This window comes from Butyrivibrio sp. WCE2006, assembly GCF_000701985.1.
GTDB lineage: Bacteria > Bacillota > Clostridia > Lachnospirales > Lachnospiraceae > Butyrivibrio.
Window position 1 is genome coordinate 56030 of sequence record NZ_JNKH01000001.1, and the last position, 16722, is coordinate 72751.

13 protein-coding genes and 1 pseudogene are annotated in these 16722 nt (G+C 40.4%); 12 read left to right on the top strand and 2 right to left on the bottom strand.

Annotated elements, in window-relative coordinates; all coding sequences use genetic code 11:
* Positions 1-30: 30 nt before the first annotated feature.
* From T501_RS00265 to T501_RS22820, 10 genes are all read left to right on the top strand, one after another.
* Complete coding sequence (locus T501_RS00265) at positions 31-1701, top strand: flagellar M-ring protein FliF C-terminal domain-containing protein (protein ID WP_044912603.1); 1671 nt, start codon at positions 31-33, stop codon at positions 1699-1701.
* Between the two features lie 96 nt (positions 1702-1797).
* Positions 1798-2844, top strand: coding sequence for a flagellar motor switch protein FliG (fliG, locus tag T501_RS00270; RefSeq protein ID WP_044912897.1), 1047 nt, complete (start codon positions 1798-1800; stop codon positions 2842-2844).
* Positions 2828-4030 carry a FliH/SctL family protein gene (locus T501_RS00275; protein ID WP_044912605.1) on the top strand — a complete coding sequence of 401 codons (1203 nt, stop codon included), beginning with the start codon at positions 2828-2830 and terminating at the stop codon, positions 4028-4030. Before fliG ends, T501_RS00275 begins: the two co-directional genes overlap by 17 nt.
* The gene (gene fliI / locus T501_RS00280; RefSeq protein ID WP_044912607.1) at positions 4030-5388 is read left to right on the top strand and encodes a flagellar protein export ATPase FliI; all 1359 of its coding nucleotides are present in this window, start codon (positions 4030-4032) and stop codon (positions 5386-5388) included. Before T501_RS00275 ends, fliI begins: the two co-directional genes overlap by 1 nt.
* 14 nt (positions 5389-5402) lie before the next feature.
* Positions 5403-5861: a flagellar export protein FliJ gene (fliJ, locus tag T501_RS00285; RefSeq protein ID WP_044912608.1), complete on the top strand. Its 459-nt coding sequence runs from the start codon at positions 5403-5405 to the stop codon at positions 5859-5861.
* Positions 5861-6853, top strand: a complete 993-nt coding sequence (locus T501_RS00290; RefSeq protein ID WP_049945715.1) for a MotE family protein — start codon at positions 5861-5863, stop codon at positions 6851-6853. The genes fliJ and T501_RS00290 overlap by 1 nt, the downstream gene beginning before the upstream one ends.
* Positions 6854-7029: 176 nt before the next feature.
* Complete coding sequence (locus tag T501_RS00295; protein ID WP_044912610.1) at positions 7030-8781, top strand: flagellar hook-length control protein FliK; 1752 nt, start codon at positions 7030-7032, stop codon at positions 8779-8781.
* A gap of 21 nt (positions 8782-8802) precedes the next feature.
* Entirely contained in the window at positions 8803-9564 is a 762-nt protein-coding gene (locus T501_RS19695; protein ID WP_050008029.1) for a flagellar hook capping FlgD N-terminal domain-containing protein, read from the top strand.
* A 134-nt stretch (positions 9565-9698) separates the two neighbouring features.
* Positions 9699-10097, top strand: a complete 399-nt coding sequence (locus T501_RS00305; RefSeq protein ID WP_026509963.1) for a TIGR02530 family flagellar biosynthesis protein — start codon at positions 9699-9701, stop codon at positions 10095-10097.
* A gap of 229 nt (positions 10098-10326) precedes the next feature.
* Positions 10327-13050 (top strand): flagellar hook-basal body complex protein, encoded by a 2724-nt coding sequence (locus tag T501_RS22820; protein ID WP_050008030.1) that lies wholly within the window; start codon positions 10327-10329, stop codon positions 13048-13050.
* Between the two features lie 237 nt (positions 13051-13287).
* On the opposite strand, the gene T501_RS00315 is transcribed toward T501_RS22820, so the two are convergent.
* Complete coding sequence (locus T501_RS00315; RefSeq protein WP_050008031.1) at positions 13288-14157, bottom strand: hypothetical protein; 870 nt, start codon at positions 14155-14157, stop codon at positions 13288-13290.
* Between the two features lie 227 nt (positions 14158-14384).
* Here T501_RS00315 and T501_RS00320 point away from each other — a divergent pair.
* Positions 14385-14731: pseudogene (locus T501_RS00320) on the top strand (flagellar hook-basal body complex protein); the annotation flags it as partial.
* Between the two features lie 76 nt (positions 14732-14807).
* Here T501_RS00320 and T501_RS00325 read toward each other — a convergent pair.
* A complete protein-coding gene (locus tag T501_RS00325; protein WP_044912613.1) occupies positions 14808-15833 on the bottom strand; it encodes a PD-(D/E)XK nuclease family transposase in 1026 nt (341 codons plus the stop codon).
* A gap of 594 nt (positions 15834-16427) precedes the next feature.
* Here T501_RS00325 and T501_RS00330 point away from each other — a divergent pair.
* A complete protein-coding gene (locus T501_RS00330; protein ID WP_044912615.1) occupies positions 16428-16673 on the top strand; it encodes a flagellar FlbD family protein in 246 nt (81 codons plus the stop codon).
* The last annotated feature ends 49 nt before the right edge of the window (positions 16674-16722 follow it).

A 16722-nucleotide genomic window follows, 5' to 3' on the forward strand; every position in this document is an offset into this window, starting at 1 on the left:
GGAGTTTTTGGTAACACGGAGGAGAGTAGTATGAGAGAACGTCTTTTGGGACTCAGGGATAGGATCCTTGAGTGGTGGAATCGTTTTACAATCAGACAGAAGACGCTTATAGGGGCAGGTGTTGCAGCTGTACTTCTGACAGTTGTAATTCTGGTTACGGTTTTTAACCAGCCTCAATATATACCTATCGCTACTGCGGAGAATTTAAAACAGTCCAATGATATTATCGAACTGTTTGATGAAAATGGTATCAGATATAAAATGTCAGATGACGCGCTTAGATTCGAGGTTTTGGCCTCAGATAAAACTAATGCGTCTCTTTTGCTTGCTACGAATAACATTCAATCTGATGAATATACAATTGATAATGTAGTAAACGGAAGCTTTTCAACCACAGAATCTGATAAACAGAAAAAATATATAGAGTATCTTGAAAAGAAGCTTGGAAGTGATTTTGCAACTAACTTTGATGCAATAGAAAGTGCAAAGGTTGAGCTTCATATACCGGTTAATGATGGCACTTTATTATCTAAGAATGAAGAATCTTCAGCCAGTGTATTCTTGAGGCTCAAGAACCCGGATGCTTTTACTGAGGATAACGCAGCATTCCTTGCAAAGGCCCTTGCCGGTGCCCTTGGTAATAATACAACTGAGAAGATTACCATCATGGACAGCGAAGGTAATCTGTTGTTCTCCGGCTCCGAAGATACATCTGCTGCAGGACTTGCAAGTACACAGCTCAATGCCAAGACCAAGGCAGAGGCACAGATAAGGAATGAGATAATCCGCGTTCTTCAGGGAACCAAGCTATATAATGAAATTGAAGTTGCAAGTAATCTTGTACTTGATTTTTCAAATATTAAGAAGACAACCCACACCTATACCCCTGCTGAGGGACAGACACAGGGTGTTTTAAGTCATGAAGACAGTTATAATGCCAATAATGTAAACGGCACCAGCGGTATTCCGGGAACGGATACTAACAATGATGATGAGACTTCCTATATGCTTCAGGATAACGAGAACTCAACATCAACCATTGAAGAGGAATCTAAGGATTACCTTCCTAATGAGGAGATTACAACAATTGATACTCCTTCCGGAAAGGTAAATTACGAGGAATCTTCAATATCGGTAACTGCAACAACCTATGTTGTCTACAATGAAGATAATTACAATCCTGATGACCATGACGGGATGACATGGGCAGAATTTAAAGAGAATACCGGTGTATCTCAGACGGAGGTTTCTGAGGATACTATAAACATAGTTGCAAAAGCATCAGGTATTCAGCCTGCCAACATTTCAATGACTGCTTATACGCAGCCGGAGTTCTTTGACTCAGAGGCAAAGGGACTTACATTTACGGATGTGCTTCAGGCGATATTGATACTTCTTATCCTGGGACTTCTTGCTTTTGTTATATGGAGAAGCATTACAACGAGAAAGGAAGAGATTCAGATCGAGGAAGAGGAGGAAGAAGTTCTTCCGGAAGAGCTTTCTGTCGAGGAACTATTGGAATCCCAACCTGAAGAATTCTTCGAGGATGAGGTTCCTGAGGACGAGGAAGGCGGACTTGCTGACATAACGATGGAAGAGAGCAGCGAGACCATGAAACTTATTGAGAAATTCATTGAAGACAATCCTGAGGCAGCTGCAATCCTTCTTCGCAACTGGCTTAAGGAAGACTACGAATTATAATTTAGTTATTTGTTTGAACAAATTTAGAGGGGAGCACTTACTATGGCAATTGACGGTGAAGAGTTTGATGATGACGAGTTAGATGGTGCCGGTAATATGGGAGGTAATCTCCCGCCTGTAGGCAATTACGATCCGTCTCTTACTGCAGATTTATCAGGAACGCAGAAGGCTGCTATCCTTTTGATCGCATTGGGACCGGAAAAATCATCTGCAATTTTTAAACATTTAAAAGAAGACGAAATAGAGGAACTTACTCTCGAAATAGCTAATACCAGAAGCGTAACGCCGCAGATCAAGGAAGCTGTCATAGAAGAGTTCTATGGAATATGCCTTGCCCAGCAATATATTGCTGAGGGTGGTATAAACTATGCGAAGGAACTTCTGGAGAAGGCTTTGGGTGAAGACAAGGCGATGGATGTAATCAGTAAGCTGACTGCATCTCTGCAGGTTAAGCCCTTTGAGTTTATCAGAAAAGCGGATCCTTCCCAGCTCCTTACCTTTATTCAGGATGAGCATCCGCAGACTATTGCTCTTGTTATGTCCTATATGTCCTCAGCTCAGAGTGCTCTGATACTGGGTGCGCTGCCTCCGGAGAGACAGGCGGATGTTGCAAGACGTATAGCGACGATGGATAGAACAAGTCCTGATACTATCAAGGAAGTAGAGCGTGTTCTGGAATCAAAACTTTCATCACTGGTCAACCAGGATTACACGGTTGTCGGTGGTGTGGATGCTGTTGTTGAAATCCTCAACGCAGTTGACCGTGCGACAGAGAAGCACATCATGGAAACTTTGGAAATCGAGCAGCCTGAGCTTGCTGATGAGATCCGTAAGAAGATGTTCGTGTTCGAGGATATCCTTCTTCTGGACGATCGTGCCATACAGCGTGTGCTGCGTGATGTTGATAATGCTGACCTTGGTCTTGCCTGCAAGGGATCAACAGAACAGGTACAGACCGCAATCTTTAATAACCTGTCCAAACGTCTTGCTCAGATGATCAAGGAGGATATGGACTTCATGGGACCTGTTCGTATGAAGGATGTTGAAGAAGCTCAGCAGAAGATTGTTAATGTCATACGTAAGCTTGAGGATGCCGGTGAGATTGTAATCTCCAGAGGCGGAGGTGATGATCTGGTTGTCTAATCAATCTAATTTACTTAAGTTCGGTTGGTATCAGGTTGATGAGAACGATAAACATATCATTGATAACAACGAGCTTTCTGAGAAAAAAATAGAAAAATATCAGGCAGAAGAAGCGCGTCGAAGGGAGGCATTGGAGAAAGGTGAGCCAGTGCCTGCTTTTGGTGGTTTTGAAGAAGGCCTTGGATTTGAACAGATAGATGCTTTTGATGGTTCTTCAAATATAATAGGCAATACCAATTATGATCAGGAGGAAATGGGGGAGTTTTCAGAAGGACTCACAGATTCCTTTGATCCGGAATATGGTATGGGATATGAAGGAAATGAAGCCGGATTCTCAGATAATCCTGATTTTATTAACGAGAATAATTTAGATGCCTATAACGAGGGCAATTTTGAGAACTTAGATGGTGATCCTGCAATGGGACAGGAGATGACTGATGGTATTGGCAATCAGGGAATGCAGTTTTCTGATGAAGATATCGATCCCGGAATGCAGCAGATTGAAGAAACTGTTCAGGAGCCGGAGCCGCCACAGATCAATCTCGAAGAGATACAGGCACAGATTGATGAACAGATAAGAATGGCGGAAGAGCAGGCTAAACAGATTATCGATAACGCTAATGCTCAGGCTAACGAAATAGCGAAAAATGCTGAAACCCTTAAGAATCAGGCTATCGAAGAGGGCAGGAATGCCGGTTATGAAGAAGGCAAGAGAAAAGCTGAGGAAGAAATCGACCAGATGAAGGCAGCCGCTGAAGCAGAGATAGCTGAGGAAAGAAAAAAACAGCAGGCGGATTTTCAGCAGCTGATTGCCAGTATCGAACCGGATATGGTGGATACTCTGACTCAGATTTATGAGCATGTTTTTAATGTTGATCTTAGAGAGAACAAAGATATAATTCTTCATCTCATAAGAACAACTCTTGGTAAGGTTGAGAGTGGATCAGATATAATATTGCATATTTCTTCAGATGATTATGACCTTGTGATTGATGAGAGGGCTACTCTTGATGAAGCAATGGCGTCACCTAATTCAACGCTTGAGATTATTGAGGATCCTCTGCTAAATGAAAATGAGTGCATAATAGAATCTGACGGCGGTGTATTTGACTGCTCTCTTGGCGTGGAGCTTTCGGAACTTTCAAGAAAGTTAAAGCTTCTATCTTTTGACAGGAGTAAACGCTGATGGCAAATGGACTTATTGATTATTCTAAATACAAAAAAGTAGCTAATAATATGTTCTACAGGGTTCGCGGTAAGGTGGTGAATGTAGTAGGGCTTACTATTGAGTCGGCAGGACCTGAGGCTAAGATGGGTGATATCTGCTACATCTATTCCAAGAAAAAGGACGGAGAGGGTACTGCCAGGCCTTCCGGCAGAGGAACTATGGCCGAGGTGGTAGGCTTTAAGGATAATCATGTTCTTCTTATGCCCTATGAGAATATAAGCGGCATAGGTAATGGCAGTATTGTTGAAAATACTGATTCGCCTTTAAGAGTTAATGTCGGAGAGGGTCTTCTTGGTAAAACCCTTGATGGCCTTGGCAGAATAGATGGAACCAACTATGGAAAAGGGACCATGCTTGAAAATGGTATAGCTTATTCTGTAGAGAATCAGCCGCCGGACCCCATGACCAGAGATCCTATATCCGATGTTTTGTCCCTTGGAGTTAAGGCAGTTGATGGCCTTTTGACAGTTGGTAAGGGACAGCGAATCGGTATTTTTGCAGGTTCAGGTGTTGGCAAATCAACACTTATGGGTATGTTTGCCAGAAATACCAATGCGGATATAAATGTTATCGCTCTTATAGGAGAGCGTGGAAGAGAGGTAAGAGAGTTCATTGAGCGTGACCTTGGACCTGAGGGAATGGCGAGATCGATAGTTGTTGTGGCGACTTCAGATAAGCCTGCGCTTGAGAGACTTAAGGCAGCTAAGACCGCTACCTCAATCGCTGAATATTTCAGGGATAAGGGAAAAGATGTTCTTCTTATGATGGATTCTCTCACACGTTTTTCCATGGCGCAAAGAGAGATAGGCCTTGCAAGTGGTGAGCCGCCTGTTTCAAGAGGATATCCGCCCAGCGTGTATGCCGAGATGCCTAAACTCCTTGAGAGAGCGGGTAAATCCAGAAATGGTTCAATAACAGGACTTTATACAGTACTTGTAGATGGTGATGATTTTAATGAACCTATCACAGATACCGCCAGAGGTATTCTTGATGGTCATATAGTTTTAAACAGAAAGCTTGCTCAGAAAAATCATTATCCTGCTATCGATGTGCTTGCAAGTATTTCCAGATGCATGAGCGCAATTGCTCCCGCCGAGCAGAAGCGTGCAGCCGGAAAACTTAAGAATGTACTTGCGACCTATGCAGATGCAGAAGACCTGATAAATATCGGAGCATATAAGAGTGGAGCCAATAAGAGCATCGATTACGCTATATCCAAGATAGATGCGGTTAATAATTTTCTTATGCAGGAAACTGATGAGAAATTTACTTACGAAGAAGTGTGCGCCCAGCTTACAAGTATGTTTAAAGAATAATTAAGAGGTTTTATATGGCAAGATTCAACTACAGGCTCCAGGGAGTTTTGAACCTAAGACTCCAGCAGGAGGAACAGGTGAAAATGGAATTTGCCCAGGCCTCTAAAGAGCTGAATGATCAAATTGAAATATTAAACGGACTGATCGCTACCCGTGATGATTTTATACGTGAAGGGTATGAACTAAGAAATGCAAACGTGATGGATGTCCGGCAAATAGTTGACAATAATTATTATCAGAGACAGATGGATGTAATTATAAAGGATCAGGAGGTTAAGGTTGATTCCTACCGCGCCAAATTTGAGGTTGCAAGAATGAAACTCACCAGGGCGGTGCAGGAGAGAAAAATGCAGGAAAGGCTAAAAGAGAAGGCCTTTGAGCAATTCGTTGAAGAAGAAAAAGAAGCGGAAGCTAAAGAGGTCGATGAGAGGACCAGCTTTACATACACTCAGCGTAGCAGAGAGGAAGAGTAATGGCAGAAAAAGCAGAAAAGCAGAAAACTGAGGCACCGGCTGAACCCAAACCGATTGATCCGGATAAAGAAGCCAGACAAAAGCTGAAGGAAGACAAAAAAGCTTTAAGGCAGGAAATGAAGGAACAGCGTAAGGCAGCAAGGCTAAGGGAAATAGAACTGGCTGAAAGAAACGCTGAGCTAAACGGAGATGATTCCGGCAGCGTGGCTACGCTTATAGTTACCTGTGTGATCATTCTGGTATGGATAGCAATCATGTTAATGCTGATAAAGCTTGACGTTGGTGGTTTTGGATCTAATGTCCTGGCACCAATCATAGGTGATGTACCGGGGCTTCAGGCTATACTCCCGGAGGGAAGTTATACTCCGGTAGCTCAGAAAAAGGCTGAGGAAGCAGCCAACACACCTATCGTAAATCCCGTAGATGAAAAGCTTGCTAACAGCCTTGATGAGGCTAATCTTTATATCAAGAGACTTGAGGAAGAGCTTAGAAAAGAAATGGAAGATAACACCGCTCTTCAGGAGGAAAACGAAAAATTACAGGCAGAAGTCGAAAGACTGCAGCCTTTTGAGGAAGAACAGGCAAAGCTTGAGCAGGAAAAAGAGGATTTTTATAAAAACATTGTCTATGCTGATAATGCACCTACCCCTGAGGAGTACCAGAAGTACTACGAAATGATAGAGCCTGATGTGGCTGCTCAGATATATGCACAGATAATTCAGGGAAGTGCTGATGATGTCGAGCTTGAGCAGTATGTAAAGGCTTATTCATCCATGAAGCCTAAAGAAGCAGCAGCCATTTTTGATTCAATGGTTGAGAATGATACGGGTGATGCAGTCAGGCTTATTTCTAAAATACTTGGTGAGATGACTGCTGAGAACCGCGGAGCAATCCTTGATAAGATGACTGAGGAATATGCAGGAAAGGTTACGGATTACATGGAGCCAGCTGCTCATAAAGCCACGGTTTCAGGAGTGGGAAACAGTAATTGACAGATTTCCGAACGCTGTTCTTATTGCGTTTGGGAAAATATGATATGTAGTTTATAAAATTTTAATTTTTTTCGGCCATGTGGGTAAAGTTTTTTCCTGCATGGCCGATATATGTTGTGTAAAGCTATGGGGATAGTGTACCCATATTGTATTTTGTATGAAAGGAGGAAGTGAATTTGATTACAAATGCGATTCCGGGAATTACAAACATAAATGCATTGGTTAATACCGCACCGACAAAAGGAATTGCTGCATCAAAGGAGCAGACTGCAGATTTTTACAAGACCCTGAACAATGCCAATACTCAGAAGCAGGCATCGGCCATATCATCATCGATAGCAAAAACTCTCACAAATACAGGAGCTGTATATGAAAATAATAAAAATACCGCTGCTTATGAGAGAACTCAGGATTTGAAGCAGTCACAAAATGTATCAGGAGAAAATGCTAATTCTCAGAACGTTAACAGAACTGATACAACCAGGACCGCTGAGAACAGAGGAGCTGCTGAAAATTCAAGGGATACAGGAGAAGAAGTAAAGGATGTAAGAGAAGCAGCTGAAGTTCCCGAGGAAGTTATAGATCAGACAGAGGAACAGGAAGTAGTTGCTGAAGTTTTCATTCCGATTCCTGAAAATCCCGAGGGAGACGGGGCAGTACAGGTGGTAGATGAAGCACTGACAGCTCTCGAACAGGCGATGCTCGATGATAGCAGACAACTTATGCAGCAGCTTGCTGACACACTTGGCATGAGCATCGAAGATATCGAGAATGCCATGGCAACATTAGGGCTGACTAATGTAGCAATCCTTGATCCCACTAATCTCACGCAGATTATCGGAGAAGTTACAAATGCTGATGATGTGATGGCTATTGTAACCAATGCAGATCTTTACCTCAACGTGCAGAATATGCAGGATGCGGTTGATACCACAAGACAAAATCTTATGGAAGAGTTTAACCTTACAGAGGAAGGATTAAGCTCGGCACTGCAGAATTTCAACGAGAGCCTTGCAGAGAAAGAAGCACAGAGCCAGATTCTTGCAGCTGCAGAGGAAAATGTTAATGCTAAGAACCCAGCAACCTTTGAAACACCTGCTGCAACACTTCAGACAGAAGCGGTCAGACTTGATATCACAGGCGGTGAAGGTGTCATCAAAGAAGTTACATCTGAAGTAGCAAATAATGAAGTTATGGCAGAAGATGTTTCCGCTTCAGAAAACTTGAGAGGCAGGGGAAATGATGCAGAAGTTCCTGACTTTACTCTTAAGGTGGAAGCGCCTGTTGCAGAACAGGTAAAGAGCAGAGAAACCGGTAGTGAAAACAGCCAGAACAATGACAACAGTAATCTCCAGCAGAATACAGACGGCTCAATGTACAATCAGGTAATGAACCAGATATCATCCTCACTCTCTGAGGTAGTTGAGACTGAAAGCTATGGGCAGATGGCAAGGGTAGGCACTCAGGACATTATGGATCAGATAACCGAGTTCATTAAAATGAATGTTAAGGCTGATTCAACAACAATGGAGATGCAGCTTCATCCCGCAAGTCTTGGTAATGTGAATGTAATAATTGAAGCGGCAAGAGATGGTAATGTAGTTGCGAAATTCCTGACACAGAATGAGGATGTAAGAGCAGCTATTGAGAGCCAGCTTCAGCAGCTTCAGGATAGATTAAACGAACAGGGCGTAAAAGTAACCGCAGTTGAGGTTACTGTTAATGCGGGAGCATTTGATCAGACACTTAATGACAGCCAGAGTCAGAGAGAGGATGATCAGGATGCGCAGGAATCAATCAGAAAGCCCATGAGAAGAATAAGGCTGGATGATCTTACAGCAGAGGACTTTGAAGAAATTGACGAGGAAGATCAGCTCACAGCAGAGATGATGGCTATCAATGGTAACACAGTAGACTTCTCAGCATGACAAATTGTCGGAGGTGACAAAATGGGAGTAAATGCAGTAATTGAAAACGGTAAACTTGTTGATACCTCAAACAAAGTCGAAGATGCCAAAAAAGCGGCTGCTTCCAATCAGGGTTATGACAAAAATGCGTTCATGAATATTCTTTGTGCACAGATGAAATATCAGGATCCCTTAGAGCCTACTTCCAACACAGAGTATATTAACCAGTATGCGACCTTCACTCAGGTAGAGCAGATATCCAATATGGCTGAAGCGTTCTCAATGTCCAGAGCGTCAGATCTTGTAGGAAAAACTGTAATAGTGACGAATGAAGGCGGCGAGAAGGTTCAGGGTAAGGTTGATTACGTGACCTACAAGAGCGGAGAGGCATATCTTAACATCGATGGTACAGACTATAAGATGGATGATGTCAATTCCGTTGCGGATACACATTTTGCTGAAATCCATGATCAGGCAGATGACCTTGATACATTGATGAGCAAGTTCCCTGCATTTGAAAATATGGTATTTACCGATGCGCAGAAGGTATTCGATGCTTATGATTTTTACAAGCAGATGGATGCGGATGCGATTGCTCTTATTGATAAGAAGGACATCGAGAAGCTTGAACAATATTATCTGAAGGCGAAAGAACTTCTTGAAGAAGCACAGAAGAACGACGCTGAATATCAAAAGAACAAAGCAGCAGAAGATGCTAAAAAGGCAGAGGCGATTACGGAAGATAAAGATGCTTCCACAGATAGCGGAACAGATGAAAACGCAGCGACAGCACAGCAGCAGTAAGGATTCTTTATTTGCCAATTATTAATTTTTATTAAATATTGTTGATATGCCTTAATTATATGACTTATGTGCCGAAATATAAATCGGCAGAGCAAATAAAGGCTTAGTGTTTTGTTTATAGAAAGGAGTAAGCCGTGACAATAGATAAAAGCGGATTCCTTTCAATTGAACAGGTTCAGGGTAAATACCTTGGTCAGACTGAAAAGGTCAGAGGCGGGAATACCAATATTCAGAATTCTGATTTTGGAAAAATCCTTTCTCAGATCGAAAATAATCAGGCAGGCGTTAAATTTTCAAAACATGCCTCCAACAGACTAAGTGACCGCAACATTGAGCTTACACAGGATCAGATGAACCGCCTGAATAATGCAAGAAATCAGGCCAATGCGAAAGGAATAAACGAATCACTCATCCTGGTTGATCAGCTTGCCTTCATCGTTAATGTTAAGAGCAACACAGTTGTAACGGCGATGGATAGCCAGGAAACTGGCAACAACGTTTTCACCAATATAGACGGAGCGGTAATCGCATAGGTTCTACTAAAGAGAAGAATGAATGAAAAATGACCGGACCGAGGCTGAAGGGCAGTCAGCCGCAAGCTTACCGGAAGTGGTAAGTGTCTAAGGAGGCCATGAATTCCCGACTGACAGAAGGAATTCAATTTTCGTTTCCTTTCTTTTCATTCCCTATCGGAAAATAGAATATGTGTGCCGTCCCCGAAGAGTGCTTAATTGTACTCGGTTTTTCAGGAGGACATGCCTTATGATGAGATCACTTTTTTCTGGTGTAGCAGGACTTAAGACCCACCAGGTCAAGATGGATGTTATTGGTAACAACATCGCTAACGTTAACACCACATCCTTCAAGTCACAGTCTATCACCTTCAGTGATTTGATGTATCAGACTTCACAGCGTGCATCAAGAGCTACCGAGAGAGTCGGTGGTACAAATGCCCGTCAGATCGGTCTCGGTGCTAAGTCAGGCGCAATTGCTACAGCAATCACACAGCAGGGTGCAACAGAAACGACAAATAATCCCTTCGATATGCGTATTACCGGCGACGCTTTCTACGTAGTAAACAATGGTAACCAGACAATGTTTACAAGAGATGGTTCCTTCTACGTAGACGGTGCAGGAAACCTCGCAATGCAGTCAACAGGATACTTCGTATATGGCTGGTCTGCACAGGAAGATCCTGAAACCGGAGCAATCACAGTTAATACAAACGGCGGTGTTGGAAAACTGTCAATTATGACACCTGAGAATATGACATATCCGCCGGAAGGAACAACAGAAGCAGTAGTAAGTGGAAACATCGACGCTCATGATACAAATATCACAAGTGATACAGGAAAAACAGTATCTCTTGAATTCTATGATAACCTTGGTTATCTCTACACTGCTAAATTCGCAGTCCGCGACGTAGAAGGTGTTGAACATGCTTATACCATGACTCTTGATGATATCCTTGATTCAAACGGAAATACAATCGGTGCAGATAAGCTGAGTAATGTCAGGTTTACGAATCAAGCAAATGAAGAACCAATAACTTACAACATCCTGGATGATCATACAAAACTTATAAATACCACTAATTATTCTGCGATAGTTGGACAAACGTATACAACATTTAAGAACGCATCAGGTTCTACAGCGTACACTAAGGTGCCTACAACAGGAATTATACAAGATCTAAATGATAGTTTTCCGGGCTTTTTATATAATGTATATGGGAATGAAGCTTCAGGTGCAAATGCTACAAACTATTATGAAATAGCTGAAGACGGATCTATGACTATATATAAAGTTAATCCAGGAACCAACGCTACGGCAAATCTTGCGCCTTACTATCTAGCTCGAAAAACCGACTCGATGTTTACATATGCTTCGCCAGATGGAGATACGACTTCTATTGCTAAGACAGGTAACTGGGCTGATCTTGCAGATAATTCTGATCCAGCCAATCCTGATCCTAAAAAGAAAGTCCTTCAAGACATGTTTATGCTTACAGATGCAAATATGACTGCTATAGAAGCATTGAATGAACCAAGTTATGTTATTTCTAATGATGGAATTAGTAAATTGACTATAACTGGTTATGTTACTGGCAACAAGACATATGATACAAATAATGTTGTAATTACAAGTAATGGTTTAAGCAAAGCATATATTAAAATTGGTACGGGGGCCAAAAAAGAGATTAAGAAAGAAGGATCAATAACTGATCTAACTTCAGATATTAGGCAAGCATTAGGACTTGATGGGAATGAATTTAATACATCTTCTGCAAGATATACTATAGATACGGAAAATACTCCACCTACTGTAAGCTATAAATATCCAGATACAACTGTCGATATTGGACCGTTTGAAAATGATAGAATTTATGCGGTTGATAAAAAGAATGCACCAGCAGGAAGTATTCTTTTTAGAAATTTGAAGACTGATAAAACGGTTACCGTAAGTGAAAGCGGTACCGTGGGTAGCTTGGGATCATCTGTAAAAGGAATTCTTGAAGCTGTTTATGGTTATGTACCTTCTGATGATGATGTTACATATTCATTAACTGGAAATGGAGCCAATTTCCAGGTAGGAGTAAAAGATAATTCTGATATAGGTGGACCTTATGGCATAACCGTTTCAACGAAGGAATTAAATATTCTTGTTGAAACTCCGCCACAGATGACCGAAACAACAGCTACTTTTATTAACCAAACAGATGACTCTAAGCTGTACGAGAATATTCCAAGATCTGGTTATGTATCAGAATTATATGACGCTACCCTTACACATGATTTCTTTGAAGATGTTTATGGGTATACCCCTGATGCAGGTGCAACAGATTATGAAAATCTTACTTATAATATTCTTGAAAATGGAACATTACAGATAATCAAGAATTATATAGGAATGACTTATAATGAAAAAACAGGAGCTATTGAAACTCCAACTGAGAAGATTACACTTCAGTTCATTAAAGATAGTTTGATAGAAAATGATGTGGACCTTATGGGCGGCTTCACAAATGTAAATTTGGATCTTTCCACAACTACAAACTATAACACAATGGCAACCTCCACAATCGGAGCAGTAAAGGGAGATAAGGACAGTCTTAAGACCGGACGTGCAGTTGGTGAGATGAATGGTGTCACAATCAGCAAGGACGGATCAATCTACGCTACATATTCAAATGGACAGACAAAACTCCTCGGACAGATAGCTACAGCAGAATTTGCCAATGCATCAGGTCTTGAGAAGAACGGTGACAACCTCTACACACAGACCCTCAACTCCGGCGAAGCTACAATTCAGGATGTAACAACAGACGGTGGCTACATCACAACCGGTGTTCTGGAAATGTCCAATGTAGACCTTTCAAGTGAGTTCACCAGCATGATCACCACACAGCGTGGATTCCAGGCAAACAGCCGAATCATAACAGTATCAGACACACTCCTTGAGGAGCTTACAAATCTGAAGAGATAAAAGTAATCGCTTAGCGATGTGCAGAACACTTGGCGAGGTATTTTCGAGCCTAGTGTAATGTCATACAGTGTAGGTAATTTCGAGCTTAGCGTACTACTTTGTTCTGGCGAAGGCTTTAGCCTGAGAGCAGAACTTCATATTAGATGTATCGCACTTATCGAGGGGGAGAAGTGCAGAGTACATATAAAGGGCGCTCATCCGAGCGCCCTTGTGAATTATATGAAAATGTTTTAGCATTTATAAAGGACCATATTTTGATTTATATTTAGCAAGTTCTGCGTCTTTTTCAGCAATGACGGAATTCTGATCAGCAATAGTAGAATCCTTCTCTGCAATAATAGCATCTTTTTCTGCTATGATGACAGCAGCTTTAGCATTTGCTTCATCTATAGCGTCTTGGCGAACATTCTGTAAATGGAGTTCTTCATTATATTCAAATATGCTCATTTCCTGTACCTCCGCTCGATGCTTCATAAGAAAATCCACTAAAATACCTTCACTAATGCATTCATCAACTGCCTTTTCTACAGCATCCTCGATTACCATAATCTTAGCATATGCTCTGATTTTTGCAACGAAGACAGAGTAATCGTTGAGTGTCTTGCAGGCATGCATAATATCGGGATTGTGATTTTTGTTTATGTTGATGACTGTGACTACTAATTCCAATTCTGGTGTTGGAAGAGGTTTCTCATATTGATCTGACAGTCTGTAAGTAGATATATCATCATCCATATCTTCACCATTGTAGAAAACTACAAATCTGGGAGCAGGAATTTTAATTACTTTTTTCTTGTATAAGTCATCTCGAACGATCATTCCAGCAATTATCTTTGATACATAAAGCAGAAATCTTAGAGGCATATTTCCGCATTCCGTACTTTGATGCTCATATAGATTTAGCTCAAAACTGAAGATGAACGAGATATCATTTTTCATCTTCATATAGACACCTTCCTCAAGGGTGTTAATCTCTAAATCATCTACGTTTACATAATTGGTGTTGTTGACGGCATTGTATAAGGATAAGAGTTCTTCCTTGCGATTAAAAAGCATTCTGAAAACAGAATCTTTATATTTACTATTTACTTTTAATGTGTTATTCAATTTTTCCTCCATGTTGGTTCAATTTTTTATCAGAAAACCACACAAGGATTTAGAAATAAAAAAATGAGTTGTTAGTTTTAAAATATTCTATATAGGATAAAAAAATAAAAAGGAAAAAATGGGAGATGCTCCCTGGAAAACCTATATGGTTTTCTGATAGATAATCATAATAAAACATGAATATAACAATGTCAATAAATAAAATGATATTTACTTACTAAAAAAGGATGAACGGTGTCACAGTAAGTAAGGACGAAACAATCTACGCAACATATTCAAACATCCACACTTGCTCCTTGGACAGATTGCAACAGCAGAATTTGCTAATGCATCAGGTCTTGAGAAGAACGGTGACAACCTCTACACACAGACCCTTAACTCCGGCGAAGCTACAATTCAGGATGTAACAACAGACGGTGGCTACATCACAACCGGTGTTCTGGAAATGTCCAACGTAGACCTTTCAAGTGAGTTCACCAGCATGATCACCACACAGCGTGGATTCCAGGCAAACAGCCGAATCATTACAGTATCAGACACACTCCTTGAGGAGCTCACAAATCTGAAGAGATAAGTAATCACTTAGCGAGGGGGGAGATAAGTGAATAACATAAAAAATGGCGCGTGCTTAGCGTCATTTTTTATTACTACTATGCTTCAATATTATTGTCAGAATGTTTAGACCTGTATTCTTCGAAAAGCTTTTCTCTATAATCAGAATCGAAGCTCGCCTTCTTTACATCATCGTCACGATTATTGCTGTATAGCCAGGAATACAAATCATTGGTAAAATCGATTCCTCGTTTTATTCCTTCCTGTACTCCTCGCTGTTCTGCGCCTTGCATCTCCATATCGTAAAACACAGTATTAAGTTCGCTTTCAAATGTCATACGCTGTACCTCCCTATCCTGTGAAAAAATTTCTGCATCTTCATATATGTTTTTTATGAAGGGACTATTGCTGGTGGCATCGTATACGGAACGATTATTGATATCTGCAATAATTGCCAAGATAGCAAGCAGTTCAAGATCTTCATCTTGATTATAGGTCTTGTTTAAAAACTGTTCAAGGGCTTTATCCAGCTGAACAAATGCAATCTGTCTAAGCAGCGGAAACTCCATTCCGGTATCACTTGTGGCTGTTTTGATTCTGTGAATGTATCTGGTGCTATTAAATTCTTTGAATGCTTTTGGGCTGTTTTTCATAAGGATTACAACAACAGCGCTTTTTACATTTTTGTAGTTGACAGTATCCTTTTTTCTGCAGTCTGCTGAATATAACATCATGAGCATTCTGGAGGAATGGATGTCTGCACGATTAAAAATGAATTCTTGGGCAACAGATTGAAATTCGAGATTGGCATATCGACCGTCAGTTATCCATGAACTCATGTCAAAAATGAGTCTTTTTGATTCCATGTTGTCAAGAAGTGTTTCATTTGATGCAGGACTTTTTGTTACAAGAGTGTCATCTTTCATTATTCTCTGCATCAGAAAATCGAATCGCTCAGGATGAAGATCTGGTGAAAAGATTCTTTTTGCCATTACATCAGTTGTAAGAGGGACTAAAGCGTGACCATCTACAATTGATACCAAAAGCTTTTTGATATCTGGAGAGAGGTCCATATTGTTAATTATCTCTGCACGCAGAGAAATATTATTGTTGTTTTGTGTCATGTATTTCCTTTCGTATTTTTTCAGATTTCAGTAAATTTCTTTTGCAAAAAGATAATAGTGAAAATCAAATGAATGAAATTCATCTGTCGCATTAGAATAATGCTTGGACAAAATATCATAAAATCAAAATTGACACAAGAGAAGATTTCTTAAGATTTCTTTAATGAAAATAAATTACATATATAGCGATAAAATATGAAATAAAATTACATATAGTAGTCAAATTTAAACTGGTTTTAGGATGGAATATCTAAAATCAAAATAAACAAACAAGAAAAAAACTTTGAATTAAAAAAGTAAAAGCGTATAGGCACAAATGCTGTCAAAACTATTTTAATAAATTACGAGATGTTGTATAATTGAAAATAAAGTATGCACAAGATATAGCATGTAAAAATATTTCAAAAAAAAGAAATAAAATGTGAAATAAAAATACAAGACCCTTCTTTTTGCGGAATATTGTGCATCAAAATAATGAAAAACCATGATAAAATTGATTTATCATAGTTGATTCTGTAATTATTTTGATGTTTTGCCACTTTTTTTCGAAAAATATTTTCATGAAGAAACTGGCGTATATAGAGGAGATTGGCTGTGATTGAGGTAACCAGACTGGATGGCCGCATTATTTTGGTCAATGAGAATCTGATAGAAACTGTTGAATCAACTCCGGATACTGTTGTCTTAATGGCTAACGGACGTAAGTTTATTGTTAAGGAATCATTATCAGAGATAATGAAGAGATGCAATGAGAGAAGTGGCGTACAATGTGAAGCACCACTTGTATCTACAGGAGAGATGGCTGTGCAGAGCCGCATTAGTGAAGCAATGCACAGATGACAGCTGATTATAGTACTTCAGAAGGTATCGTGATATTAAATTGAGGGGG

Excerpts from the sequence above, each read along its gene's own strand:
- T501_RS00265 (WP_044912603.1), top strand. The coding sequence starts at position 31 with ATGAGAGAACGTCTTTTGGGACTCAGGGATAGGATCCTTGAGTGGTGG.
- fliG (WP_044912897.1), top strand. The coding sequence starts at position 1,798 with ATGGGAGGTAATCTCCCGCCTGTAGGCAATTACGATCCGTCTCTTACT.
- T501_RS00275 (WP_044912605.1), top strand. The coding sequence starts at position 2,828 with ATGATCTGGTTGTCTAATCAATCTAATTTACTTAAGTTCGGTTGGTAT.
- fliI (WP_044912607.1), top strand. The coding sequence starts at position 4,030 with ATGGCAAATGGACTTATTGATTATTCTAAATACAAAAAAGTAGCTAAT.
- fliJ (WP_044912608.1), top strand. The coding sequence starts at position 5,403 with ATGGCAAGATTCAACTACAGGCTCCAGGGAGTTTTGAACCTAAGACTC.
- T501_RS00290 (WP_049945715.1), top strand. The coding sequence starts at position 5,861 with ATGGCAGAAAAAGCAGAAAAGCAGAAAACTGAGGCACCGGCTGAACCC.
- T501_RS19695 (WP_050008029.1), top strand. The coding sequence starts at position 8,803 with ATGGGAGTAAATGCAGTAATTGAAAACGGTAAACTTGTTGATACCTCA.
- T501_RS22820 (WP_050008030.1), top strand. The coding sequence starts at position 10,327 with ATGATGAGATCACTTTTTTCTGGTGTAGCAGGACTTAAGACCCACCAG.
- T501_RS00325 (WP_044912613.1), bottom strand. The coding sequence starts at position 15,833 with ATGACACAAAACAACAATAATATTTCTCTGCGTGCAGAGATAATTAAC.